This is a genomic window from Olivibacter sitiensis DSM 17696, from assembly GCF_000427965.1.
Taxonomy (GTDB): Bacteria; Bacteroidota; Bacteroidia; order Sphingobacteriales; family Sphingobacteriaceae; genus Olivibacter; species Olivibacter sitiensis.
Genome location: NZ_ATZA01000034.1, coordinates 24,361 through 48,840 on the forward strand (window position 1 = coordinate 24,361; position 24,480 = coordinate 48,840).

General features: G+C 46.9%; 18 protein-coding genes and 1 tRNA gene. 14 read left to right on the forward strand and 5 right to left on the reverse strand.

The window, feature by feature from the left end; all coding sequences use genetic code 11:
• Nucleotides 1-205: 205 nt before the first annotated feature.
• Complete coding sequence (locus A37S_RS26350; RefSeq protein ID WP_084163941.1) at nucleotides 206-982, reverse strand: GLPGLI family protein; 777 nt, start codon at nucleotides 980-982, stop codon at nucleotides 206-208.
• 632 nt (nucleotides 983-1,614) lie between these two features.
• On the opposite strand from A37S_RS26350, the gene A37S_RS0116200 reads away from it, so the two are divergent.
• The 4 genes from A37S_RS0116200 to A37S_RS0116215 all read left to right on the forward strand — a co-directional run bounded on the left by A37S_RS0116200 (nucleotide 1,615) and on the right by A37S_RS0116215 (nucleotide 8,700).
• Complete coding sequence (locus A37S_RS0116200) at nucleotides 1,615-3,882, forward strand: Gldg family protein (RefSeq protein WP_028297893.1); 2,268 nt, start codon at nucleotides 1,615-1,617, stop codon at nucleotides 3,880-3,882.
• A 12-nt stretch (nucleotides 3,883-3,894) separates the two neighbouring features.
• The gene (locus tag A37S_RS0116205; RefSeq protein ID WP_028297894.1) at nucleotides 3,895-4,821 is read left to right on the forward strand and encodes an ABC transporter ATP-binding protein; all 927 of its coding nucleotides are present in this window, start codon (nucleotides 3,895-3,897) and stop codon (nucleotides 4,819-4,821) included.
• Nucleotides 4,822-4,827: 6 nt separating this feature from the next.
• Entirely contained in the window at nucleotides 4,828-7,092 is a 2,265-nt protein-coding gene (locus A37S_RS0116210) for a Gldg family protein (protein WP_028297895.1), read from the forward strand.
• Nucleotides 7,093-7,173: 81 nt separating this feature from the next.
• A complete protein-coding gene (locus tag A37S_RS0116215) occupies nucleotides 7,174-8,700 on the forward strand; it encodes an ArnT family glycosyltransferase (RefSeq protein ID WP_028297896.1) in 1,527 nt (508 codons plus the stop codon).
• Nucleotides 8,701-8,759: 59 nt separating this feature from the next.
• Here the strand turns inward: A37S_RS0116215 and murI are convergent, their stop codons facing one another.
• Nucleotides 8,760-9,602: a glutamate racemase gene (murI, locus tag A37S_RS0116220; protein WP_028297897.1), complete on the reverse strand. Its 843-nt coding sequence runs from the start codon at nucleotides 9,600-9,602 to the stop codon at nucleotides 8,760-8,762.
• 103 nt (nucleotides 9,603-9,705) lie between these two features.
• Between murI and aroQ the strand changes: the two genes are divergently transcribed.
• The 3 genes from aroQ (at nucleotide 9,706) to A37S_RS0116235 (ending at nucleotide 11,858) form a co-directional block, all read left to right on the forward strand.
• Entirely contained in the window at nucleotides 9,706-10,125 is a 420-nt protein-coding gene (gene aroQ / locus A37S_RS0116225; protein WP_028297898.1) for a type II 3-dehydroquinate dehydratase, read from the forward strand.
• Between the two features lie 167 nt (nucleotides 10,126-10,292).
• On the forward strand, nucleotides 10,293-10,514 hold the full coding sequence (locus tag A37S_RS0116230; protein WP_028297899.1) for a DUF2795 domain-containing protein: 222 nt from the start codon (nucleotides 10,293-10,295) through the stop codon (nucleotides 10,512-10,514).
• Nucleotides 10,515-10,688: 174 nt separating this feature from the next.
• Nucleotides 10,689-11,858, forward strand: coding sequence for an MFS transporter (locus A37S_RS0116235; protein WP_036602854.1), 1,170 nt, complete (start codon nucleotides 10,689-10,691; stop codon nucleotides 11,856-11,858).
• A 10-nt stretch (nucleotides 11,859-11,868) separates the two neighbouring features.
• Here A37S_RS0116235 and A37S_RS0116240 read toward each other — a convergent pair whose 3' ends face one another.
• Complete coding sequence (locus A37S_RS0116240) at nucleotides 11,869-13,941, reverse strand: T9SS type B sorting domain-containing protein (protein WP_157278743.1); 2,073 nt, start codon at nucleotides 13,939-13,941, stop codon at nucleotides 11,869-11,871.
• Between the two features lie 18 nt (nucleotides 13,942-13,959).
• Nucleotides 13,960-14,970 (reverse strand): PorP/SprF family type IX secretion system membrane protein, encoded by a 1,011-nt coding sequence (locus A37S_RS0116245; RefSeq protein WP_028297902.1) that lies wholly within the window; start codon nucleotides 14,968-14,970, stop codon nucleotides 13,960-13,962.
• Nucleotides 14,971-15,116: 146 nt separating this feature from the next.
• On the opposite strand from A37S_RS0116245, the gene A37S_RS0116250 reads away from it, so the two are divergent.
• The 5 genes from A37S_RS0116250 (at nucleotide 15,117) to A37S_RS0116270 (ending at nucleotide 20,265) form a co-directional block, all read left to right on the forward strand.
• Nucleotides 15,117-16,703, forward strand: coding sequence for a M1 family metallopeptidase (locus A37S_RS0116250; RefSeq protein ID WP_028297903.1), 1,587 nt, complete (start codon nucleotides 15,117-15,119; stop codon nucleotides 16,701-16,703).
• Between the two features lie 125 nt (nucleotides 16,704-16,828).
• Complete coding sequence (locus tag A37S_RS0116255; protein ID WP_028297904.1) at nucleotides 16,829-17,785, forward strand: PstS family phosphate ABC transporter substrate-binding protein; 957 nt, start codon at nucleotides 16,829-16,831, stop codon at nucleotides 17,783-17,785.
• Nucleotides 17,782-18,672 (forward strand): phosphate ABC transporter permease subunit PstC, encoded by an 891-nt coding sequence (pstC, locus tag A37S_RS0116260; protein WP_028297905.1) that lies wholly within the window; start codon nucleotides 17,782-17,784, stop codon nucleotides 18,670-18,672. Before A37S_RS0116255 ends, pstC begins: the two co-directional genes overlap by 4 nt.
• Nucleotides 18,665-19,501: a PstA family ABC transporter permease gene (locus A37S_RS0116265; protein ID WP_028297906.1), complete on the forward strand. Its 837-nt coding sequence runs from the start codon at nucleotides 18,665-18,667 to the stop codon at nucleotides 19,499-19,501. Before pstC ends, A37S_RS0116265 begins: the two co-directional genes overlap by 8 nt.
• 2 nt (nucleotides 19,502-19,503) lie before the next feature.
• Entirely contained in the window at nucleotides 19,504-20,265 is a 762-nt protein-coding gene (locus A37S_RS0116270; RefSeq protein WP_028297907.1) for a phosphate ABC transporter ATP-binding protein, read from the forward strand.
• A 52-nt stretch (nucleotides 20,266-20,317) separates the two neighbouring features.
• Here A37S_RS0116270 and A37S_RS0116275 read toward each other — a convergent pair whose 3' ends face one another.
• Nucleotides 20,318-23,134: a S9 family peptidase gene (locus A37S_RS0116275; RefSeq protein WP_028297908.1), complete on the reverse strand. Its 2,817-nt coding sequence runs from the start codon at nucleotides 23,132-23,134 to the stop codon at nucleotides 20,318-20,320.
• A 237-nt stretch (nucleotides 23,135-23,371) separates the two neighbouring features.
• On the opposite strand from A37S_RS0116275, the gene A37S_RS0116280 reads away from it, so the two are divergent.
• Together A37S_RS0116280 and A37S_RS0116285 are read left to right on the forward strand one after the other, a co-directional pair.
• Nucleotides 23,372-23,442: transfer RNA gene (locus A37S_RS0116280), tRNA-Gln, on the forward strand.
• 22 nt (nucleotides 23,443-23,464) lie between these two features.
• Nucleotides 23,465-24,421 carry a ribose-phosphate pyrophosphokinase gene (locus A37S_RS0116285; RefSeq protein ID WP_028297909.1) on the forward strand — a complete coding sequence of 319 codons (957 nt, stop codon included), beginning with the start codon at nucleotides 23,465-23,467 and terminating at the stop codon, nucleotides 24,419-24,421.
• The last annotated feature ends 59 nt before the right edge of the window (nucleotides 24,422-24,480 follow it).

The following is a 24,480-nucleotide window of genomic DNA, read 5'->3' on the forward strand; positions in this document are numbered from 1 at the left end:
GAAAGGCCATAGCGTACTTTGCGAAACCCCATTGCGTCTTTTCGGTACATAAAGAAACAGTCAATCACTGCAATTTGTCGTGCAACCGCTAAGACTTCGTAAAAATAGAAGAAAAAGGTATTTAATGCAAAAAGAAAATAGATAAAATAGTGAAGGACACATAGCGTTACGTGACACGCTTTTATCGTCCTGCCGCCTGGCTCCTTTATTTGGACAGCCCCCTAAAGCCCCCCTGCTCCCTAAAGCGTTTTCCAAACTCGGCTTCCTTCTCCACTTTGTAATCGGGTCTTTGCTTAATGTTTGGCGTATTTGAAAAGGAGATGGATTTGAGGCCGAAAAGAACCGTCTCGGTCTGCAGCTCCACGATGAGGCCGGGCAGGCCGCCGTATTTTAGCGGGCCGAAAGGGTAATCCAGGTCCGGGCAGAACCAGGCAATGGCGTTCTTGACGAACTCCTTGCCCTCCGGATTGACGGTCTTGGTCTGGGTGGTAGCCTTGATGCAGGTAAATTCGCCAATCTGCTTGGATTCATTGGTGATCTTCCAGGAATCGGCGCGTGGTACCTGCATTAGGAAAGGCTCCTTGAAAAACATGTTCTTGTGAAAGGGTACATAGCCTCCTTTGCTGTCCTGCCATATTCCATCGTGCACGCTCCCAACCCAAAGGTTTAAATGTTTTTTAAAATTTAAAGAAAGAGTTGCATTTATCTGAAAATAGGATTCTTCGGCATTGGCGTTCAATGTGAATGTATGGGTGTTTAGCTCATCAAAGAATAGGGGATTTTCATTTACTATCAGTTCTTTGAAAGGTGAATCGTCTGGTCCCTCAAGCGACTTAACGCTATAAATGGCGGATACGTATTCCCTGCTCATCTGTGCATTGACATGGCCGGTAGATAAAAGAATAATAATGTACAAAGCTATGTTTTTCATGTTAATGTATTGCGAAAATGGGAAGAGGGAGGCCCATTTAGGGATACTCATTTTGATTAAGTTTGAAGTTGACGATGCTTGCTAAGACTGGGCGCACAAAAATCCGTTTTGCCCGAGTTGCGGGCATAGCGTTCCTTTTTCAGGACGTCGATAACCGCAAAGGTCGCAAAGAAAGGCCATAGCGTACTTTGCGAAACCCCATTGCGTCTTTGCGGTACATAAAGAAACAGTCAATCACTGCAATTTGTCGTGCAACCGCTAAGACTTCGTAAAAATAGAAGAAAAAGGTATTTAATGCAAAAATATGTTCCCTATGGGAGCTGAGTAATCTGGGGCGCACGACAGATTTCCCACTTGTCGTTGTCGTCATTGCGAGGAGGCACGACGAAGCCTGCCTGACGGCAGTAAGGCAATCTGACAAACAAAAAACGTAGATTGCCGCGTCACTTCGCTCCTCGCAATGACGCGTTTTTTGTGAAAAGGGATTTTTGTCGTGCATCCAGTAATCTGGACAAAGCAACTTTCTAATTCGAAGCGTAGTAAAGTACCAATTTTGCCGGCGCTTTCTCCTTGCGCTCAAATTGGTAATTTACTAGCCCTATTCTATCGGAAGCATGTATAAATTCGCCCTGTTTTTATGTAAGTTTGTGTAGGCTTTTGGACATTGGAAACGTGCGCTGCAAATGACGATACTATTTAGGGTAGCTCGGTTGGAGCTGGCCATACTGTTTTATTCCATCATAGGCTGGTTGGTGCTGCTCGTCTTTACGGTGCAATGTGGCATTACCATTGGCGATATGCTGTACAGTAAGGAGTCTAGTCAGCAATTGGGTTCTGAACTTGGTCCGCTCACGGCCGAGCTCTTTGCCGGTAGCTATGGTTTTTTCGCCTCCGTATTGCGGAATCTGTACCTATACATCCCTTTGCTCACCATGGGCGTCATGAGCCGCGAGCTGAGCAGTGGCACCATCAAGTTGTTGCAGTCCTCTCCTGTGACCAATGCTCAGGTTGTTTGCGGCAAGTACCTGGCCCTTTTGTACTATGGGCTTTGTTTTGTAGCCGTGCTGATGGGCGTAGGTATTACGGCCGGTATGGCTGTGGAACATTTGGACTTTGGCCATATAGCTGTCGCCCTATTGGGCACTTACCTGCTTTGGTGTGCATATGCGGCCATTGGCCTCTTCATGTCTAGCCTTACTAAGTATCAGGTGGTGGCAGCGGTGAGCACCTTGGCTATCTTGGCCGGCCTGAACTATGTGGGCAAGGTGGGGCAAAACACGCTATGGATTCGTGAGTTCACCTATTGGCTCTCCCTGGCGGGACGCACCAACCATTTTGTGAGCGGCATGGTTAGCAGCGCGGATCTTTTCTATTTTCTTTTGGTTATTTTTCTGTTTATCTCCCTGACGATTATGCACATGGACGACGGGCGTGTATTGCGTTCCGATGTGGTACGTTCGTTTCGCTATGCAGGTCTCGTTGCCTTGGTGCTGCTATTGGGATATGCTACTTCCTTACCAAGGATGAGTAAATATGCAGATTTCACCCGTTTTGAGACCAATACATTGACCGAGGCAAGTAGGCGCATTATCAAGCGGCTGGGCGACAAGCCTGTATCTATAGCCTCCTATGCCAATATCCTGCACCCACATGGACGATTGGGGACCTTGAAATGGCGCAAGTTCGACCAAAAGCAATTTGAACAATATACCCGTTTCATGCCCGGTATGGCTATGCCTTATACGCTGTATTACGATTATGTGCCGGACTATGGCATGGATAGTACGGAGAACCTGCAGGAAAAAGCATACAAAAGCGCCTTGGCCCATGAAGTAGATATAGCCACCGTACTTGCTCCCGAAGAAATTGGGAAGATCATCGATCTGAAGCCGGAGCAGAACAGCTTTGTGCGCATGGTGCATTACAAGGGGGATAGCATTCCGCTAAGGATGTTTCAAGATATGTATGTGTACCCCCATGAGGCAGAGATAACGGCCGTACTGAAGCGTTTTCTGCAGAAGGCGTCCGTGGTCGCTTTTATAAGCGGTCATGGCGAGCGCAGTATTGCCAAGACGGGCGATAGGGCGTATAGCAAGATGACAACGGAAATTACCAGTAGGGAAGCCCTCGTGAACCAGGGCTTTGTGGTACGCGATATCCGTGCCGAACAACTCGATGCCCTGGATCGTGAACTGGCCATAGCGGTGGTGGCCGATCCCTATGAGGCATACGCGCCCAGGGAAATTGCGGCCTTGCAAACTTATTTGGCAGCTGGCGGCAACTGCTTGCTGATGGCCGAACCAGGCAAACAGGAGATAATGAACAGCCTGCTGGCGAAAATACCTGCCAAATTTGACCGGGAGCAGGTGTACGAGTGGAGTAAGGACTATAGCCTTGATCTCATTCAGGCCAAATTTACGGCACAGGCCGGTGTGTTTGAATTGCCGCAGAAACCTGATGCCATCGTGTGCTTGAATGGCGCAGTGCCCATTGTGCTGGATGAAGATATGGGAGACTTTGCGAGTGTGAATCTGTTGGTAAGCAATGGAATGATGGCTTGGAAAAGCGACAAAAAAGTGGAATTGCGCAATGATGGTAAAATGCAGAAGGAGGAACCTACGGGCTCATGGCCATTGGCCGTGGCACTGACACGGCAGGTCAACAGCCGGCAACAACGGATTGCCTTGATAGGGGATGCCGACTTCATGAGCAATGCCGAGTTTGCGCGCTACGGCCCTATGACTGAAAACATCACTTTTGCTACCAAACTATTTAAGTGGTTTGCCTATGGCGAATTTCCCGTAGATGTAAGCCGTCCGCAACCGACGGATAAGCGGATAAAGGCATCAAGGGCAAATATAGAAACCATGAAGTACGTGTGGGTAGGGCTGTTGCCCGCTTTAATGGCCCTCGCGGGAGGCTATACGCTTATCACTAGGAGAAGAAAATAAATAAAAAGATTTATGCCAAACAGCATTGCCAAGATAGTGCATCTTTCTCATCGTTATGCCCGGGATTGGGCCATATGGGATATCAGTTTTGACATTACGGAGAAAGGCGTGATGGGCTTGCTGGGCGCAAATGGCGCGGGCAAGTCGACCACGATGAATATCTTGTGCGGGGTGATCAACCAAACCGAGGGAAATGTATTCATAGATGGTGTTGACATGCGTAAAAATCCCGTGGAGGCCAAGCGCCTAATAGGCTTTCTGCCACAAAAGGCACCCCTGCACCTGGAACTGACCGTGGATGAATACCTCACACATTGCGCCTATATGCGCTCCGTACCGAAGGGGGAGATTTACAAGGCAGTGGAAGAGGCAAAGGAAAAATGTGGCATCGGCCATTTCAGTAAGCGCCTATTGGTCAATTTATCTGGAGGTTACCAGCAGCGCGTAGGTATTGCGCAGGCCATTATCCACCGGCCAAAGCTGGTGGTATTGGATGAACCCACCAATGGCTTAGATCCCAATCAGATCTTGGAGGTGCGCAAGTTGATTGGTGAAATAGCACGCGAACGATCTGTCATCCTCTCTACCCATATTCTTTCTGAAGTGCAGGCCACCTGCCACGATATTGTCATGATGGCACATGGACGTGTGGTATTTGCCGATACCTTGCAGGCTTTCAATAACTACATAACGCCCAACTCTTTGGTCATGCACATGCTGGCGGCGCCCGACAGGGACGTATTGATGGCGCTTCCTTTTGTGCAGCAGGTAGAACAATTGGATGGGCAGCGATGGCGGCTTTTTTTCAATGATGACAAGGGCATCACCGAACGCCTGATACAGATGAGCGTGGAAAACGGGTGGCAATTGGTTGAAATCTATCTGGAAAAGAGCTCGCTAGATGGGGTTTTTGCACAACTTTCAAAAAAACAATCCTGAAAGGCTATGTCCAAAATCATCAGAATAGCTTGGTTGGAGTTGAAGGTGCTGTTTTATTCGCCTATTGCATGGCTTATACTCGCCATGGTGTTTCTTCAGTGCGGATTGGTCTATTGCGACCTCTTGTACAGCCAAGAAACCCAACAGCAGTTGGGGCGCCCCTTAAGAACACTGAGCAAGGTGCTCTTTGCCGGTGAAAACGGTGTGCTGAGCAGCTTGCAGGAATACGCGTATCTGTATATTCCGCTGCTGACTATGGGGCTGATTAGTCGGGAGCTGGCCAGTGGATCCATTAGGCTGCTCCAGTCATCGCCGGTGACGGCCTGGCAGGTGGTGCTGGGCAAGTACTTGTCCATGTTCGTTTATGCCTCGCTCATTGCCATCATGATGTTGATCTTTGTACTGTTTGCCTATTTTTCGGTGAGCGCGCTAGACCTACACTTTGTGCTTTTCGGTATCTTGGGAATATTTCTACTGATTTGCGCTTACGCCGCCATAGGTTTGTTTATATCACATCTTACTCCGTACCAAATAGTGGCGGCCATCGGCACCCTGGCCCTATTGGCTTTGCTTAGCTATGTAGGGCATATAGGGCAATCATACGATCTACTTCGCGATATCACCTATTGGATGGCCATAAGTGGCAGGTCTGAACAAATGGTGAATGGTCTTGTGAGCAGCAGGGATCTGATCTATTTTTTATTGGTGATAGGTCTCTTTTTGTTGTTGACCGTCATGTCGCTTGGTCATGCCAGAAGCAACTTGCCCTGGTGGAAAAAAACCGTGCGCTATATGGGGATTGGGGCTTTGGTCGTTGCTGCTGGTTACGTCAGTTCTTTGCCGCGTTTCACCTATCATTATGACAGTACGCGCTTCAAGGATCGTACGCTTACTGCCGGCGGACAGGCGATTGCCGGTAGGGTAGTGGATTCTATCCGCCTCACTACATATACCAATGTGATAGATTATAGAGCGCAGTATGGTGCACCGAAAAACCGAATGGCGGACATCAAACATTTTGAGCAGTATGGAAGGTTTTTGCCAGGCTTCAAAATGGACTATATAGCCTATTATGATACGGTACCCGGATATAGGGATACGACTAAAAGCTTGTTGGAACAAGCACAAACTGCGGCCGATGCTATGGGATTTGACTTCGAAAAGTTGCGCAGCCCGCAGCAGATAGCCGCAAGTATGGACCTTCTGCCAGAGGAAAACCATCTGGTGCGCTATTTCCACTACCAGGGAAGGCATACGCCGCTCCGCATGTTTGACGACTTGTCTCAATATCCTTCTGAGGCCGAAATATCGGCCGCATTGAAACGGATGCTTGATGGTGCGAGCAAGGTAGCCATCTTGACGGGGCATGGTGAGCGCAATCCTCAACTTTATGGCGAAGGGGATTATAGGGCAATTATGGATGGAAAGCATACAAGAGGCTCGATCATCAACCAAGGTTTTGACGTTCAAAAACTGCAATTGGATTCCGTGGAGCATATTCCAAGCGATTTGACCGTATTGATCGTGGCAGATCCTACAGAGCCTTACCCCAAGCGAGAAATTGCGCTAGTTCAGAACTACCTGCAGCGGGGAGGTAATCTGCTCCTGTTGGGCGAACCGGCACGTGCCAAATACCTGAACCCGATAGCGGCATTGCTGGGCCTGGCTTTTCAAGAAGGGACGCTATTGCAAGAGAGCGCCAATTTTGAGCCGGATCTTTTGCAGCTGCATTTCCCCGAGCGGACAGCCCAGTTGGGTTTTAAATACCCGCTGGGGGCCACGGTGGTAGCCAAAGGAGCTACGGGCATTAAAAAAGTAGCTGAAAAGGGATATGCTACCGTACCGTTCTTTGTTACCGATACGGCCAATACTTGGACGAAGAATGGTCCTTTTGATCTCAATAGGGAATCCGTCTCCTTTGATAATTTATTGGATAAACGAGAGCAGTCAGCGGTTGCCTGGATGCTGACCAAACAGGTGGCTGGCAAAGAGCAAAAGGTCTTTGTCATGGGCGATGCCGATTTTATGGGCAACGCGGAGATGAGCCGTTTTAATATCAATACAGTAAATGCTTCTTTTGCGCTCCATTTGTTCAAATGGTTCAGCGACGGCAAATTTCCCGTAGATACATCCAGACCCATCTCCATAGACAATGAAGTGACGGTGTCGCGGGCTGCTATCAACAAGCAGAAGATTATTTTACTGGGCTTGTTCCCATTGGCATTGTTAGTCTCTGGTACATTGCTCCTGCGATATAGAAGAAACAAATAGAAATGCGTAACAACGATGTGCTTGCAACGTCTATGAGTTAATATTGTTGTTGTTTGGACTTTAACTCATTTCGTCGCTTTGATGACAAAGAAAAACCTAATCCTAGCGGGCTTTTTGTTAGCCAAGTTTGCATTGCAGTATTTGTTGGTAGATCCAATCTATGAACTACATCGCGATGAATTTTTGCATCTGGACCAAGCGCATCACTTGGCATGGGGCTATACTTCCGTACCGCCCGTTACCTCATGGGTTTCCAGCATCATTTACTTGTTGGGCAATTCGGTCTTTTGGGTTCGCTTTTTCCCTGCCCTTTTTGGCGCCCTCACCCTTTGGCTCGTATGGAAGACCATAGAAGCGCTCAAAGGCGATTTGTTTGCCCTCATATTGGGCGCCATGGCCGTGCTGTTTTCCATATTGCTGCGGCTGAATATATTGTATCAGCCTAATTCCTTGGATGTGCTCGCGTGGACCGGTTTTTATTTCATGCTCATTAAATATTTTCAAACGAATCGTGCTAAGTGGTTGTATATGGCGGCGGGGGTATTTGCGATAGGCTTCCTCAATAAGTATAATATCTTGTTTTGCTTGCTGGGGCTTCTTCCTGCTCTGCTGTTGCTGCCGCAAAGAAAGGTCTTCGCAAAAAAGGAACTGTATTTGGCAGCCTTGGTAGCACTATTGCTCATTGCCCCCAATCTCTGGTGGCAATACCAACATGATTTTCCGGTTTTCCATCACCTAAAGGAGCTAAATGATACCCAGCTGGTGAACGTCCATAGATGGGACTTCCTGAAAGAGCAAGTACTGTTTTTTTATGGTTCGCTATTTGTCCTGTTGGCCGCATGCTACGCCTTGCTGTTTTATCCGCCTTTCGCTAAATACCGCTTCCTGTTCTGGTCTTTGGTTTTCACCTTGTTCATCTTTACTTATTTGCGGGCCAAGTCCTATTATGCCATAGGCCTATATCCCATCTATATGGCTTTTGGATCGGTTTATATTGCTCATTTGCTGCAAAGTGGATGGAGACGCGATCTGCGACCGGTGGCCATCTTGCTTCCTATACTACTGTTCATCCCCATGTACCAGGTTGGTTTTCCCAATAGGGATCCGGAATATGTGATAAAGCATGCCGATAAGTACAAGCGGCTCGGCCTATTGCGTTGGGAAGATGGTAGGGACCATACTTTGCCACAGGACTTTGCCGATATGCTGGGCTGGAAGGAACTGGCCCAAAAGGTAGACTCGGTATATGCCTTATTTCCCAATAAGGAACAGACGCTCATCCTATGCGACAATTACGGGCAGGCGGGGGCTATCAATTATTATACGAAGAACAAGCGGCTGAGAGCCGTTTCTTTCAATGCCGACTATATTAATTGGTTTGACTTCAGTGTACGACATGTAAATCTAATCCGCGTAAAAAATGCTATAGGTAAAGCTGAAGAATTGGCGGAAACGAGCCCTTATTTCGAGCATTCAGCCCTAGCCGCCGAGGTAAGTAATCCTTATGCACGGGAATACGGTACGGCTATTTTCTCTTTCATTGGTGCCAGAATAGACATTCATAAACCCATAAGGCGGGATATACAGGAAGTGAAGGAACGGCAATAGTTGATTGCCGCATTGTTCTAGTGCTGACGCAATGGACTTGATAAGCCTGAGAGGGCAAGTCAATGATCGGGTGAAATGGCGCAAAAAGGAAGTGGCAGCTGCTCGGCATGGACGGGCTTTCCGAAGAACAAAGCTGCCTTGCTGTTGAAATTGTCCGGAGTTTCGGTACTGTAGAATTGTTGTGTGCCGTTTTTGGAACAGAGTGGTTCAACCTCGGGATGCCTCACGAGGTAGTCTTTTAGGCTTTCTGCTACCAATTCACCTTGCGTGAGGATGTTGATGGCCGGAGGTGCCAGATCTCTGATAGTATCTTGTAAAAGTGGGTAATGAGTACAAGCAAGCACGAAGAGGTCGATGGCGGGGTTTTGTTGCAGTAGTGCATCAATGCTTTTCTGTACGAAATACCTGGCTCCCGGATTATTCAATTCATTGTTCTCCACAAGAGGCACCCACATGGGGCATGCTTGTTGATATACCCGGATGTCGGGAAAGAATTTTTGGCATTCTATCACGTAGGAGTTGGAATGGACAGTGCCTGCCGTGGCTAGGATGCCCACCGCTTTGCTCTGGGTGAAATCGCCTATGCGCTCGGTAGTGGGGCGTATGACTCCAAGTACCTTGCGTAGTTCGCTATATTGAGGCAAATCTATTTGCTGTATAGTACGGAGAGCCTTGGCTGATGCCGTATTGCAGGCCAATATGACCAACCTACAGCCTAGTCGGAAGAGCTCTTCGGTACATTCCTTGGTATATTGGTAGACGGTTTCAAAGGACCTTGTGCCATAAGGCACTCGGGCATTATCGCCCAAGTATATGTAATCGTACTGCGGCAATGTGCGGGCAATTTCCCTGAAAACGGTGAGCCCGCCATAACCCGAGTCAAAAATACCGATTGGGCCCATAGTTTTTTAAGGCAAACTTAGGTAAAATGTTGAAATAGCCTCTATAGAATTGTGCTTTTTTTTGTTACGTTTGTGCCACTTGTGACACGATAATATCATGGATATGCGTTTGATTATCATAAATGGGCCAAATCTGAACCTGTTGGGGAAGCGAGAACCCAATGTATATGGAAACGAGGGCTTTGAAAGTTACTTGGAGAAGTTGCGTGGGGCATATCCAGCGTTGGATATTGCCTGTTTCCAGAGCAATAGCGAGGGCGCTATCATAGATAAATTGCACGAAGTGGGCTTTTCAGTTGATGGTGTGATACTCAATGCAGGAGCATACACACACACGTCCATAGCCATTGCTGATGCCATAGCTGCCATTACGTCGCCCGTAGTAGAGGTGCACATATCTAATGTGCATGCCAGGGAGCCATTTAGGCACCATTCGTATCTTTCCAAGAACTGCAAGGGAGTTCTCGTTGGTTTTGGTTTGGATGGTTATCGCTTGGCAATAGAAAGTTTTGTGCACGCTTAACGCCCTTGACTTTTGCGTTTTTTGGGAAGAAAGTCATTTTGTCATGTTTTTGTTTCTTTTTTTGAGGAAAATATTTATTTTTATTTATAGAAACTATTGGTCTGTTTTTTGCGTTTGCAGATTTTAGATAGAAGGAAATTAAAGTTTTTACTAAACCCTGAATTGATATGTATTGGACATTAGAATTAGCTTCTCACTTGGAGGATGCACCTTGGCCAGCAACAAAGGAAGAATTGATCGATTACGCTATTCGATCTGGTGCTCCCGAAGGTGTGCTTGAAAATTTAAATGAAATGGAGGATGATGGGGAGGCTTATGAATCCATAGAGGAGGTATGGCCAGATTACCCTACGAAGGATGATTTCCTTTTCAACGAAGATGAATATTGAGTAATAAGGCCAGTAAGTATGCTGGCCTTTATTTTTTATTGCCGATCTGCGCTACCTTATCGTGATACTGGAAAACGCAAGGGCTCTGTAATAATTTTGTCTTTTTTCCCATCCTGCTTGCTATGATGCCTTTGCTATGCGCAATTTTGCAGCTTCTTTAGCATACGTTGCATAATGGATCTTTCAAATCAGGTGTTGGCTTCCACAAGCCATCGTAGGCGGGTCAGATTGGCTGTTTCGCTGTTTTATTTCTGCCAGGGTTTTGCCTTTGCATCTTGGGCGAGTCGTATCCCCGATATCAAGTCGTCACTTCACCTTTCAGACGGTCAATTAGGAAGTATTTTGCTTGCTTTGCCTTTGGGCCAATTGCTCACCATGGCACTATCAGGACAACTGGTGGCACGATATGGCAGTAAGATGGTGTTGACACTTAGCGTGCCGCTCTATGGTCTGGCACTCACCAATTTGGGTTTGGCTACCCAAGCTTGGCATTTGGCACTTTGTTTACTCTTGTTTGGCGTAATAGGCAATATGTGCAATATCTCCTTAAATACGCAGGGAGTGGCGGCGGAGAAATTTTACGGAAGACCTATCATGAGCTCTTTTCACGGCGCGTGGAGCATCGCTGGTTTCAGCGGTGCTTTGATGGGACTGCTCATGATGAACCTGCATTTCAAGCCTTACGCCCATTTTTGGGTTATTGCCGTTTTTGTTTTTATCAATACGGCGCTCAACTTCAGGTACCTGATCGCTGGTGTGGATCCGCAGCCCGCAGGGAAGAGAAAATTTTTCTCTCGCCCGGAAGGTGTCTTGTTGCAGCTGGGTATCATCGGTTTTTGCAGCATGGCAGCCGAGGGAGCTATGTTCGACTGGAGCGGTGTCTATTTTAAGGATATAGTGAAGGCTCCCCGATCACTGGTGGTGCTGGGCTATGCTTCTTTTATGGTGATGATGGCTACCGGGCGTTTTCTGGGAGATGGCATGATAACACGTTTCGGGAGAAAGCGGGTGCTGCAGATTTGTGGCTTGCTCATAAGCATAGGGATGTTTACTGCCGTGCTCTTGCCTTATCTGCCTACGGCTACCATCGGTTTCATGATGGTGGGCTTGGGTGTCTCCTGTATGGTGCCATCGGTATATAGCTTGGCTGGCCAGAACAAGACGGTTTCTGCTGGTATTGCCCTGGCAATGGTCTCCAGTGTCAGCTACCTGGGCTTCTTGATAGGGCCGCCGCTCATTGGTTATATAGCCGAAATGGCCAATTTGCGCTATTCTTATGCGGTCATCGGAATGGCCGGAATGTTGGTAACATTGTTGGTTTCGCGGTTGAAATTGTTCTCCTAGCTTAATTTTATTAGCGAATGAGGGTGAGGCTTCCTTTATATTGTTGGTTTCTTTGCGATGTTCTTTCAATAAGGTAGTAATAGGCGCCTTCTGGCGCCGCACTTCCGTTTATGGTGCCATCCCAAGCAGGGTTGGGCGTCGAGGTGTCGGTTATTAACTGACCTGTACGGGAAAATATTCTGATGCGAATGCCATCTTCACCTTCCAGACCGGATATGTTCCAAGTGTCATTGATGCCGTCCCCATTCGGTGAAAAAATATTGGGGATGAAAATATCGTCACAGTAGGCGCTGACGGAGAAGGTGTGCAATGCGGTGCAACCGTTGTGATCCGTAACCAGGAGCTCGTAATGCCCCTCTTGCGTGATTTCTATCCAATGCCGATTGCTTTCTTCGCCGTTCCACCGATAAGAAGCGAATCCTGAAGGCGCTTCTAAGCGTAAGACCTCGTCGTTCAGATAACATATAATGGTATCGGGCAATGTAAAGGAAGGCATATCGGGAAATTGGTCTATGGTAATAGATGCCGATGTGCTGCAGCCTCTGCTATTGGTCACGGTGAGGGTATAGTCTCCCGGTTGGTTTACCATAATACCGGGCGTGGTGGCTCCTGTGGACCATTGGAAACGAATGCCGTCCAGATTGCCGGCGACGGCCGCAGTGATCTCTGTTTCCTGCCCCCTGCAAATGAGTCGTCGGATGCTTTCGTCAAAACTTACTTCAAGCGGTGGGTCATATTGCAGTAGGTAAGGCAGGGACATGGCTGTGCAGCCCAGGTAGCTGAGGCTGATGTTGTAGTAACCCGGCTCGGTGGCGTAGTAGGTAACCCCATTGGCACCGGGTATCGGCTCGTCGTTCAGATACCATTGAATGGTTTCCCGTCCACTGTAATTGCTCAAGGTAAGTGATAAGGTGCTGCCAAGGCAAAAGGTTCCGCTTTCGGAATTGCGTTCCGGGGCTTCTACTATTACCAGTTCCACGGTGACAATTTTGGAATGATAGACCGTACTGGGGCACAGGGCTACGCCCACATGGTAATCCCCGGCCTCTCGAGCAACATATCTCTGTCCTGTTGCCCCATCTATGGGCATGCCGTTTAAATACCATTGATAAAGATACGAGGTGTCTCCCTGTACTTCGAATACCGTGCTGTCTCCGTTGCAGATCGCCATGTTGTCTGGGTAGTCAAAGGTAAAGGTAGGCTGTGATTCTTCTAAGGATGGCGCAAGAGTCACGGTTACCGGTACGGTAGATTGGCATCCCTCGGCATTGGTAGCGGTAAGTAAATAGGTCCCGTTTTCGTGAAATGAATTGGTAGCATCGTTTGGGCTGTCCCCTCCGTTCCAAGTGTAGCTTGCCGCTCCGGTAGCGGTGAATACTGCGGTATTGCAATTGACGGAAACGGCCTGAACGTCTATTTCAAAAGGGCGAGGTTTTAATCCCCAAGTGATATTCGTATAATACTCAGGTGTCGTAGAATTGACCGTCAGGCACGTGAACTCCCCGGGAAACATGATGAGGGCGTAGCCTTCCGTGCCGGTCAAGGAATAGCTATCGTGATATTCCATGTTGCCGCCATCGAATATGACGGTATATGGTTTGGAAAAGCTTAATGTGGCACTAGGGCCGCCCGTGCCACCAAGGGAAGCCAAAAGCAGTACCGGGTCTTCAACGGTCTCGTTAAAGCACATGGTGGTGGTGCCATTTGCCTCCGTGGCCCAGGTTGTCATGGGCACTCTGGTGTTGGGAGGTGCTCCCGGGTAAGAACGCAGCTTGTTTTCAAAGTCATAAATTGCGGGTGTGGAGCCGAACGTGTAATTGGCTGTCATGGTCACCTTCAACTGCGTACCGTTGTTGTTGATGGTGGCGGTAGCACTATCGCCATAAAAATTCTCCCATACGGCCCAATTGATTTGGTCACAATTTATCTCCTCACCATATAGGCCGGCTTTTTTTTCCGCATTGCCCGGGCCGGATTTGTCCGATAGGGCTATAATGGGCAAGGCACCGGTGCAGAGCAGCATGAATGAAATGAGGCCTATGGGTAAGGGCTTATGTCGGTATGTGAGGGGTGCGGGTTTCACTGAAGCTGTTTTGGTAGTTTAAAAATAGCGTTGCGGATTAAAGGCTTTTGCCACATTGTCCAGCATCACGCCCAGGGCTATCTCATGGCTTCCACTGGAGAGGGTGCGTACCGCCCCCACATTGGAGTCATAGGAATAGCTGATATTGAGCAAGGAGCTGATATTGATTCCGGCCAATGCAGACACAGACTCCTTATTGCGGTAGCCCACTCCGCACCAAAGCCTGTCATTGAAGGCCAGTTTCATGTTCACATCCCCGGTGAGGGGTATATTGCCTATGGATTTGAGCATGAAAGAGGGAATCAGCGCCATACCGTCTAGGAGGAACAACTTATAGCCAGCTGTAAAAAACAGGTTTGGCTTGGGTTTTCCTATGGCGGTGTTGGAGGAAAAGTTCATGGGGTTGCCCACTAGCTGTAAGGCCGAAAAACCAGCAAAAAGGCGTGGACCATATAGCCATATTCCGGCACCTAGATTGGGACTGAGTTTATTGGTGATCTGTCCAATAGCTGGATCATTTTCCTGTTCGGGTCTTGCACGCTGATGATTGAGCCCTGTCTGTGCGATGCCTCCTTGTACGCCAAAGGCCAGGTTATAGCGATAATGGATTTTCAGGTGATAAGCATAAGCTAACAAGGCATCTGTTCTTCTCAATAAAGCGGCTTGGTCATGTTGGATTTGTAGGCCCATCCCCGAGTGGCTGTCTGATGCGATATAGTGCTGTGCATATGCTCTCGCAAACGGATTGGTGCCTTCTGTAGGAAATGAAAGGGCATTCTCGGCCACATATGCTCTGCCAATGGGCATATGAGCGGTCAGGCTAGTTGTTTTTGGGTTGCCTTCTATGCCTGTCCATTGATTGCGGTGAGCCAGTTTGATATCGATATACCTTTCAATGCCTGAAAGGGCGGGATTGAGCAGAAATTGATTGTTCAGATACTGCGTATAAGTAGGGGAGATCTGCCCATATACAGAAATGGAGCATAGGAGAAATAAAACTACACAAGTACTGGTTTTATGTACTTTCATTTTAGCGGGCCATGATTATCGTGGTCTAAAATATGTAAATATTGCCAGAACACATAGGCCTTTGCTTTTTGGGTGCAAATATTGTCGGTTTTTATCCATATTATTGCCGATAGATTATTTGTCGTATCCGTAAAAGATGCTCATCCATGAAAAAAGCCATTTCCCTGTCCGTTTTTTTGCTTATATTTTCGCTTTTGGCAGCACAGCAACCTTACTGGCAACAAAAGCTTACTTACAATATTGACGTCAGTTTGGATGACAACAAACAGCTGCTGAGAGGTAGTGAGACAATACTTTATAAAAACAATTCTCCGGATACACTGGAATATGTCTGGTTTCACATATGGCCCAATGCGTACAAGGATACTACAACGGCTTTGTTTCAACAGATCCTAAACGACACTTCACGCAGGGAAAAATTAGATGATATATCTTACGGCTACATGGATAAACTGAATTTCAAGGTCGACGGGGAAAAAACAAAAACGGAAGCACATCCGAACGCACAGTACATAGATGTCGTTAAACTACTATTGCCTAAGCCGCTTAATAGCGGTGATTCCGTGATAATCAGTACTGATTTTGAAGTGCAATTGCCTTCCTATTTTTCCAGATCGGGTTATTCGGAAGGGCAGTATATGGTATGCCAGTGGTATCCAAAACCAGCGGTGTACGATAAGGATGGCTGGCATGAATTTCCCTATTTAGATATGGGCGAGTTTTACAGTGAATATGCCGATTATACGGTGAATATAACCTTGCCCAAAGAATATGTAGTGGGTGCTACAGGTGTCCTGCAGAACCAAGATGAATTGCAGCAATATAAGGAAGTAGGGCTTTACAATGCGCAGAACAGGGACAATGCGCCTAAGAGGTATCAATATAAAGGGAAAGGAAATACCAAGACGCTCACCTACCATATGGACAATGTGCCAGATTTTGCTTGGTTTGCCGCAAAGGATTTGGTGGTTCAGTACGACACATTGCAGCTTGCTTCCAGTAAAATAGTTGATGCCTTTACCTACTATCATTACTCAGATAGTACGTTATGGAACAAGAGTATAGACTATACGAAAGATGCGGTTAAGTACTATAGTGAAGTGGTGGGAGAATACGCTTACCCTACGGTACAGGTAGTAGAGGGGCCGAAAAACAATGCAAGTGGAGGGATGGAGTATCCTACCATTACGCTCATCACCAGTCCGGATGCCAATGAAGAACGGCTAAGCGGTGTCATTGCCCATGAAGTGGGGCACAACTGGTTCATGAGCATGTTGGGGAGCAATGAACGTTTGCACACCTGGCAAGATGAGGGACTCAACTCGTATGTCCAGTTCAGGTATGAGGCTGAAAAATACAGGGCGAGCTCGATCTTTGGTGACGCTATACCCGAAGAGGTAAAGAAATTGCCTGCGGCTGATTTTCAAGGTGCCATATACAATGCGATCCTCCATATACCCATGGATTCTCCCATTGATATACCGGCCGATGAGTTTGCCAGCTCCGAAGAATATGGCCTTGTTTCTTATGTGAAAACGGCCTTATGGCTGTATATACTGGAAGCGAGCGTAGGGCAGGAGAAAGTAGATGAAGCTTTGCAGAATTATTTTCAGCTATGGAAGCACCGACATCCACAACCGGAAGATCTTAAAGCATCTTTCGAACAAACATTAGGTGTCGATTTGGACGGCTATTTTGCTTTGTTGAAAAAGGAAGGCGGATTTGCACCATAACTATATGCTTGCCTGCAGTAGAATTAAAAATCTATAAAAATCATAGATATAATGTGTTATTTAATTAGCTTGCCTTATATTTGCCTGTTCAAAGCCAAGGAAATGGCTTAGTGAACGCGAATATAATGAGGCAATCAAGCTATTTTATACTTTTCCTTTCTTTATTATGCACGCTAGCCTGTGGGGGCGGGCACGACTCAAAAAGGGGCGGTGGTCACGAAACCATCTCGGTTTCAGGGGCCTTTGCTCTTTATCCCATGATGATCCAATGGAGCCAAGATTTTAAGGAAAAGCATCCCAATGTCCGTTTCAATATTTCCGCAGGCGGAGCAGGGAAGGGAATAGCCGATGCGCTGTCGGGAATGGTAGATATTGCCATGGTATCGCGCGATATTCATCCCGAGGAATACGAACAGGGGGCTTATTTGGTTAACGTAGCCAATGACGCGGTGGTAGCTACCATGAATGCCAACAATCCACTGGCGGCAAAAATGAGGGATCGCGGGCTTACCAAGCAAGAGTTTATAGATATATTCTTGAATGGCCGTGTACACCGATGGGATCAGCTAAAGGGCATAGAGGGCAACTATGACATGCATGTCTACGTTCGTTCGGACGCTGCAGGTGCTGCAGAAACCTGGGCAAAGTATCTAGGTGCTTCCCAAGAAGATCTGTTGGGTATAGGAGTCTTTGGAGATCCTGGACAGGCACAGGCCATTATGCGCGATCCACTTTCCATCGGTTTCAGCAATCTCAATTATGTATATAGCTTGAAAACCAGAAAACCTCAACCAGAGGTACAGATCATTCCGATCGATCAAAACGGAAATGGAAGGGTGGATGATGATGAATATTTCTATCAGAACCTAGATAGCCTGAATCAGGCAATAGGGGATGGGCGATATCCATCACCCCCTGCACGCACATTGGGGCTTTTGTTCAAGGGTAAGCCAAGCAACAAGGTGCTAACGGAATTTTTGCGATACATCCTTTCTTCGGATGGACAAGCAAGATTGCCTGAAAATGGATATGTAAGCCTTAATGAAGAGGCGGTAAAACAAGAGTTAACGAAGATAAAATGAAGATACGCTTACTGAAAGATAAGGTGATAGGTACGGGTATGCTTGCTTTGTCCGTCCTTTCGGTATCCTTGGTCTTGTTGATAGGGATAGGGCTTTACTTGAGGTCTCTCCCCATATTGCAGCAGTACTCCGTTTGGGAGCTGGTCACTTCCAGTTCCTGGCGTCCCATGAAGGGGGAGTTTGGTTTTTTTCCCTTCATCATGGGAACGCTTTGGGTGACGGGCATGTCTATATTGATTGCCGTGCCGTTATGTCTTTTTACCGCTATATACTTGTCCGAATACGCGCCAGCAAGTTTCAAGCGATTCTTCTTGCCCTTAGTAAATATGCTGGCAGGCATACCTCCTGTTATATACGGTGTATGGGGCGTGTTCTTTATCATTCCCATCGTGCAGCGATACATTGCCCCGCATTTCGTTGAGTTTTCTACCGGATATACTGTACTGGCGGGGGGAATTGTACTGGCGGTGATGATATTTCCACTTATCGTCAGTATCGTGGTAGAAGTACTGAGCACCATACCAAAGGAATTGCGCGAAGCATCGCTTTCGTTGGGCGCCACGAAATGGGAGACCGTCAAAAAAGTGATTTTGAGGAAGGCATTTCCAGGGATCTTTGCGGCGATTGTTTTGGCCATTTCCAGGGCTTTTGGCGAGACCATTGCCGTATTGATGGTCTGTGGCAATGTGCCCATTGCCCCCCAATCTATTTTTGACCCTGCCTATCCCTTGCCCGCGCTATTGGCCAATAATTTTGGCGAAATGATGTCCGTGCCACTATATGATTCTGCCCTGATGTTCTCTGCCTTTGCCTTGCTGATTATTATCTTGATATTTAATATCATTTCTAGGGCCATTCTTCAAAAGATAGAAATTCGAAATGCGTAGACGGAAACTGGAAGAATGGATTGCCAAGGCTTTGATGCTGTTTTCTACGGCTTTCGTGGGTATTTGTCTTTTTTTGATCATAGGTACCGTGGTGGTGAAAGGCTTGCCCTATTTAGACTGGGATATGGTCACCAAAATCCCTGACGGCGGATACTATTTTGGCCGATCTGGTGGCATGTTGAATGCCATTATAGGTTCATTGTACGTAGCTGGCGGGGCCACGGTATTGGGCATGTGCATTAGTATTCCTGTAGCGCTCTACCTGAATGTCTATCTGAAAAAGAGCAATGCCTTTGCCCGATTTGCCAAATTGGCCTTTGATGTGCTTTTTGGTGTGCCTTCCATTGTGTATGGTGCCTTTGCTTTTAGCTTGATGGTCTATCTGGGAGTGAGAGCCTCCTTACTGGGGGGAATTATTGCCGTCACGTTATTGGTCATTCCCATTATGGTAAGGACATTGGATGAAGTGATTACCAATGTGCCAAAAGACCTGAAGGAAGCGACGCTGGCTATGGGAGCTACGCGCTGGGAAATGGCCAAGGTGTACCTATTGCAAATAAAGACGGGCATACTCACCGCCGTGCTGTTGGCGTTCGGTAGGGGAGTGGGCGACGTGGCGGCGGTGATGTTCACCGCGGGTTTCAGTGACAATATCCCCGTTTCGCTGCACGAGCCTGCGGCCACTCTGCCTTTGGCTATCTTTTTCCAATTGGGCAGCCCCATTCCCGAAGTGCAGGGAAGGGCCTATGCCTCTGCCCTTATCCTCACCGTGTGTATCTTGATCATTGTATCCGTGAGTACAATTTTGACAAATAAAAAGAGAAAATAAGCATGACGCAAACCCCACATATAGGTGTGAAAAATTTGAATGTCCGTATTGGAGATAGTCACCTGCTGAAAGACATCAACATCAATATACCCGACAAAAGCGTAACGTCCATCATTGGCCCATCGGGTTGTGGCAAGACGACCTTGCTCAAGAGCTTTAATCGGCTTCTGGACGATATACCGGGTGTCAATATCACGGGCAATGTTTTGGTAGATGGGGAAGATATATATGGGAAACATGCCGATGTAACCCAGATAAGAAAGAAAATGGGGCTACTGGCACAACGACCTTTTCCCTTGCCCATGTCTATCTACGATAATATTGCCTATGGGCCACGTATTCATGGAGCCCCTAGTAAGAAGGAACTGAATGCTTTGGTAGAACATTACCTGAAGGCGGTGGGGCTTTGGGAAGAAGTAAAGGGTAGGCTGCATGGCTCCGCCTCCTCGCTCTCCATAGGTCAGCAGCAAAGGCTCTGCTTGGCAAGGGGCTTGGCCGTAGAACCCGAAATTATCTTGGGAGACGAATCTACATCGGCCTTAGACCCAATATCGACCAAGATTATCGAAGATTTGATTATCCAATTGAAGGAGAAATATACCATTGTCTTGGTCACGCATATCCTTAGGCAAGCGCGTCGGGTTTCGGATTATATTATTTTTGTGTATATGGGCGAAATCATAGAGTTTGGCCCTACGGAGGAAATATTGCTCAACCCGAAGGAAAAACTCACCAAAGAATACGTGAAAGGGTTTATTAGTTAGGAGGTGTAGGGAATAGGACCTAAGCCTTATCTCCCTACATCTTACCACCTTCTCAATCTACCAGATCAAATCCCCAATCAATACCTTTCAAGGTAGCTGGTATTCCTTTTTGCAACCATACCGGGGCAGGCTTTCCCTTCAGGAAGTGATCAAAGAACTGCTGCTCGCGGATTTGGATATCCTTTCTGTTTTGCCGTTTTACCAAATTGTGTTCCTCGCCATTGTAATTGAGCATCCATGCGGGCTTGCCCAACCTTCTCAGGGCAGTGAACATCTCTATTCCCTGGTACCATGGCACTGCACCGTCATTGTCATTGGCCATGATGACCACGGGAGTGTTCACATTCTTCAAATGGAAAAGAGGCGAGTTCTCCACATACAGGTCATAGCCATCCCACAGGTTCTGTCCTATGCGGCTCTGGGTTTTTTCGTATTGGAACTGGCGGTTCATGCCCGACTGCCAGCGTATACCACCATAGGCCGAGGTCATATTGACTACTGGGGCACCGGCCCATGCCGCTGCATACATATTGGTGCGCGTGATGAGATGAGCTACCTGATAGCCTCCCCAGCTCTGCCCTTGTATCCCCAGGTGCTTTTCATCTACCCAAGGTTGCTTGGAGAGCACCGCCATTCCCGAATTGATGTATTCTTCTGCCGACTGCCCTGGATGACCTATTTCATAGTGAATGTCGGGTGCGAAAACCAAATAGCCGTTGCTGACAAAATAACTGATATTAAGGCGCGATGGTGTAGGTGCAGGCGCTATATAGCTATATAGTCCATCCGATAGTGTTTCGTAAAAATAGGCAATGACAGGGTATTGCTTGTTGGCATCAAAATCCTCTGGTTTGTACAGAATGCCCGTTGCTTGATACCCCTTGGGGGTAGTCCATTGTACCAGCTCGGCAGTCCCCCAGTTATAATTGGCCTGTTGCGGATTGGTATGGCTCAATTGGGTCTCAGACTTCAAGTCTTGGGAAACGAATAGGTCTGGGGATTCTACATAGCTTTCTTTGGAGTAGATATACCATTTAGCGCCATCGTTGGCCTTTATTTGCCGATAGCTATAAGGTCCCATAACGATTTCCTGTGGGTCTTTTTCCCTGTTCAGCTGGCCTTTGTACCAACCGCTGTATTTGTTTTTATTGTTGAAGGCACTTAGGAGTAGTTCTTTTCCTTCAATGACGGGCGACGAACGGAAAGCCCGCCTGCCACTTTCCTTATTGTCTACGTCTTGGTATCGAAAGGTTATCCCTTGTGCTCTTCCGGCACCGTTGGTGACGATTTTTCTATTTTTTCCTTTAGGATCAAAGCTCCAGATATCATAGCGGTCATAGATAAATACCTGCTTATCGCCAGGCGTCCATCCTGCTATGCCATAAGGCCTAGCCTCGGCGGGCGTATCATTTTCCTCGTTGCCGAAGTTGACGGGCAAATCTTGGGTGAGTACTATATTGACACCACTCTTGATATCGTAACTATGCCATCTTTGGGTATTGAGGTCAAACCACATTACATAGTTGCCTTCGGGCGAAAGTAGGGCGTTTCCCTTTAAATTATCCACAATCTTACGCCTGCTACCGTCTATGGTGGAGACAAGGTAGACATCGTAAAAACTATTTGTGTCCCATTGAGTTGCTATTCTCCTACCTTCATTGCTGGACGCCAGCACAAATTCATTGTCAGCATCCTTCGTTACGTAAGTGTCGGGTACCTCTAAGTTGGCAAGGGGGATAATGCGGCTGTTTTTGGCTGGATAGATGACGCTCAAATAGCTTCTACTTAAGTCTCTTTTGAGGTTTACCAATTGTTGGGGCTGCAAGTAATCGTCTTGATAGTGCCATACATCGACGTTTGCTACTTCAAAATCTACAATGGTGGTGTCCTTAACACGCGGTATGGGAGCAATGCCAAAGAACAACTTTTCACCATTCTTGCTGAATCTTAGGTCTCCATCCCCGCTCACGTTCCAATTATTGGGCATACCCGTACTACCGGCTTGACCGACAATAGTGGCCGTATCTGAGAGCGCAGTATAATAATAGAGGCTATATGGCTTCCACAAGGCTTTTTCTGGACTTTTCTCGGCGATAAAAGCAAATTGATCTCCTGCCTCGTCAAAGGTAAATTGTTTGTAGGTGCCCTTGCCCTTGCTTATTTGTTTCAGCTGTTTGTCATTTAGCTCGTATATATATAATCCAGCTTTGTCATCGAGGCTGTCTTTGCCAGTACGGCTAAAGGCGAGCCGCTTTCCTGTTTTGCTGAAATCGTAGTTGTCTACATCTTCGAATTTTTCCTCTTCTCCGCTTGCAAGGTACCTGAGGTATAAGGTGGCACCCTTTCCTTTTTTCGGTTTTGATGGTGCCTTTTTTGACGTGCTATCTTTTGTGCTGGTGTCTTTTTCCGGGGCTTCGTCTATCAGATAGGCTAGGTAGTCGCCATTTTCTTCTGGAAGTTTAAAGGATTTGGCATTTGCTTTTTTTAAGACCTCACCCGTAGCGAAGGAAATGATACCAAGGGAGTCTTTGGGCATCTCTTCCGGCTTTTTCTTCTTTATCCTCGCCTCTCTTACTTCGGCATAAGGAGGCTTAATAAGAAAAGCGGAGTATGCCGAGTTGTAAGAAAAAGAAATGTTTTCCGCTCTCGGGATATTCCATAATTGCTCTCCTTGTGGGGTGACAATATACAATATGGCATCTCCTTGTTGGGGGGTGATGGCATAACCTATGTACTTGCCGTCCTTACTTATTTCTGGCGATTGAATGTTTTGCCAATTGTCATACACTTGATGGTCAAGTGGTTTCTTTTGTGCCGTGCTTAGGTTGTAAACGAAAAATAAGCTGGCTATAATGAAAAGTTTACGCATAGTTTGTTGTTTGTTGGGTAAAAGTGCGAAAAAAACGGTAGCGACTTTGGATGTGAACGAAATTTTTACAATTGCGGAAAGAAATCGCACTTGGTGAACAATTTATATGGAAGAAAGGTGTTGCCATCACGGTTGGCTTAAAAAAAGACAAAAAATATTTTGCGCATTTTAAATATCGCCTTATATTTGCACACCGTTTGAGAGAGATGTTTTCTCAACAAGAAAGAAGCAATAGATTGCCCGATAGTATAATGGTAGTACAACTGATTTTGGTTCAGTTTGTCTAGGTTCGAATCCTGGTCGGGCAACAAAAAATCCAAACCCGCATTCATGCCACTTCAATTTAACACGGTTAAATTATTTGCTGGTTCTGGTTCTACAGAACTGGCCGAGAAAATCTCAAAATCTTATGGGAAAGAGCTTGGTGAAATGACCCTTTCACATTTTAGTGACGGTGAATTTCAGCCTTTCTACAATGAATCCATTCGAGGGAGCGATGTGTTCCTCATCCAATCTACTTATCAGCCTACGGACAATTTGTTTGAGCTGTTGCTGATGATAGATGCAGCTAGAAGAGCCTCCGCCCATTATATCACGGCTGTAATACCTTATTTTGGCTTCGCCCGTCAGGATAGGAAAGACAAACCAAGGGTGGCCATTGGTGCAAAGTTGATAGCCAATTTGCTTACGGCGGCGGGTGCTCACCGTGTCATGACGATGGATCTTCATGCGGCGCAGATTCAAGGTTTTTTTGATATTCCGGTAGACCATTTGGACGGGGCGAGCATCTTTGTGCCGCACATCAAAGCGCTTAACTTGCCCAACCTTACCATCGCTTCGCCAGATATGGGTGGCTCGTACAGGGCACGTACCTTTGCCAAATATTTCAATGCGGAGGTGGTGATATGCGATAAGCAGCGTAAGCGTGCCAACGAAATAGAATCGATGTCTATCATTGGTGATGTGACCGGACAGGACATCGTACTGATAGATGATATCTGTGATACGGCAGGCACGCTATCCAAGGCTGCTTCCCTGATCATGGAAAATGGTGCATCCAGTGTACGTGCGGTATGTACGCACCCGGTGTTGTCCGGTAAAGCCTATGAGACTATAGAAAATTCGGCATTGCAAGAATTGATCGTGACAGACACGATCCCGCTAAAAAGAGAAAGCAGCAAAATCAAGGTGTTGTCTACCGCAAATTTGTTTGCCAGGGCCATCACAAATGTGAACGAGCATGGTTCTATTAGTGAGTTGTTCAAGATATTGGGAACAAATAATTAGACCCATTTCGATTACTGTCGATATTTTTTATATCTTTGCACACTTTTAAAAAAAATCAA

Excerpts from the sequence above, each read along its gene's own strand:
- A37S_RS0116210 (WP_028297895.1), top strand. The coding sequence starts at position 4,828 with ATGTCCAAAATCATCAGAATAGCTTGGTTGGAGTTGAAGGTGCTGTTT.
- pstC (WP_028297905.1), top strand. The coding sequence starts at position 17,782 with ATGAAGATACGCTTACTGAAAGATAAGGTGATAGGTACGGGTATGCTT.
- A37S_RS26350 (WP_084163941.1), bottom strand. The coding sequence starts at position 982 with ATGAGTATCCCTAAATGGGCCTCCCTCTTCCCATTTTCGCAATACATT.
- A37S_RS0116245 (WP_028297902.1), bottom strand. The coding sequence starts at position 14,970 with ATGAAAGTACATAAAACCAGTACTTGTGTAGTTTTATTTCTCCTATGC.
- A37S_RS0116250 (WP_028297903.1), top strand. The coding sequence starts at position 15,117 with ATGAAAAAAGCCATTTCCCTGTCCGTTTTTTTGCTTATATTTTCGCTT.
- A37S_RS0116235 (WP_036602854.1), top strand. The coding sequence starts at position 10,689 with ATGGATCTTTCAAATCAGGTGTTGGCTTCCACAAGCCATCGTAGGCGG.
- A37S_RS0116275 (WP_028297908.1), bottom strand. The coding sequence starts at position 23,134 with ATGCGTAAACTTTTCATTATAGCCAGCTTATTTTTCGTTTACAACCTA.
- A37S_RS0116285 (WP_028297909.1), top strand. The coding sequence starts at position 23,465 with ATGCCACTTCAATTTAACACGGTTAAATTATTTGCTGGTTCTGGTTCT.
- A37S_RS0116265 (WP_028297906.1), top strand. The coding sequence starts at position 18,665 with ATGCGTAGACGGAAACTGGAAGAATGGATTGCCAAGGCTTTGATGCTG.
- A37S_RS0116255 (WP_028297904.1), top strand. The coding sequence starts at position 16,829 with ATGAGGCAATCAAGCTATTTTATACTTTTCCTTTCTTTATTATGCACG.
- A37S_RS0116200 (WP_028297893.1), top strand. The coding sequence starts at position 1,615 with ATGACGATACTATTTAGGGTAGCTCGGTTGGAGCTGGCCATACTGTTT.
- A37S_RS0116230 (WP_028297899.1), top strand. The coding sequence starts at position 10,293 with ATGTATTGGACATTAGAATTAGCTTCTCACTTGGAGGATGCACCTTGG.
- A37S_RS0116205 (WP_028297894.1), top strand. The coding sequence starts at position 3,895 with ATGCCAAACAGCATTGCCAAGATAGTGCATCTTTCTCATCGTTATGCC.
- murI (WP_028297897.1), bottom strand. The coding sequence starts at position 9,602 with ATGGGCCCAATCGGTATTTTTGACTCGGGTTATGGCGGGCTCACCGTT.
- A37S_RS0116270 (WP_028297907.1), top strand. The coding sequence starts at position 19,504 with ATGACGCAAACCCCACATATAGGTGTGAAAAATTTGAATGTCCGTATT.
- aroQ (WP_028297898.1), top strand. The coding sequence starts at position 9,706 with ATGCGTTTGATTATCATAAATGGGCCAAATCTGAACCTGTTGGGGAAG.
- A37S_RS0116215 (WP_028297896.1), top strand. The coding sequence starts at position 7,174 with ATGACAAAGAAAAACCTAATCCTAGCGGGCTTTTTGTTAGCCAAGTTT.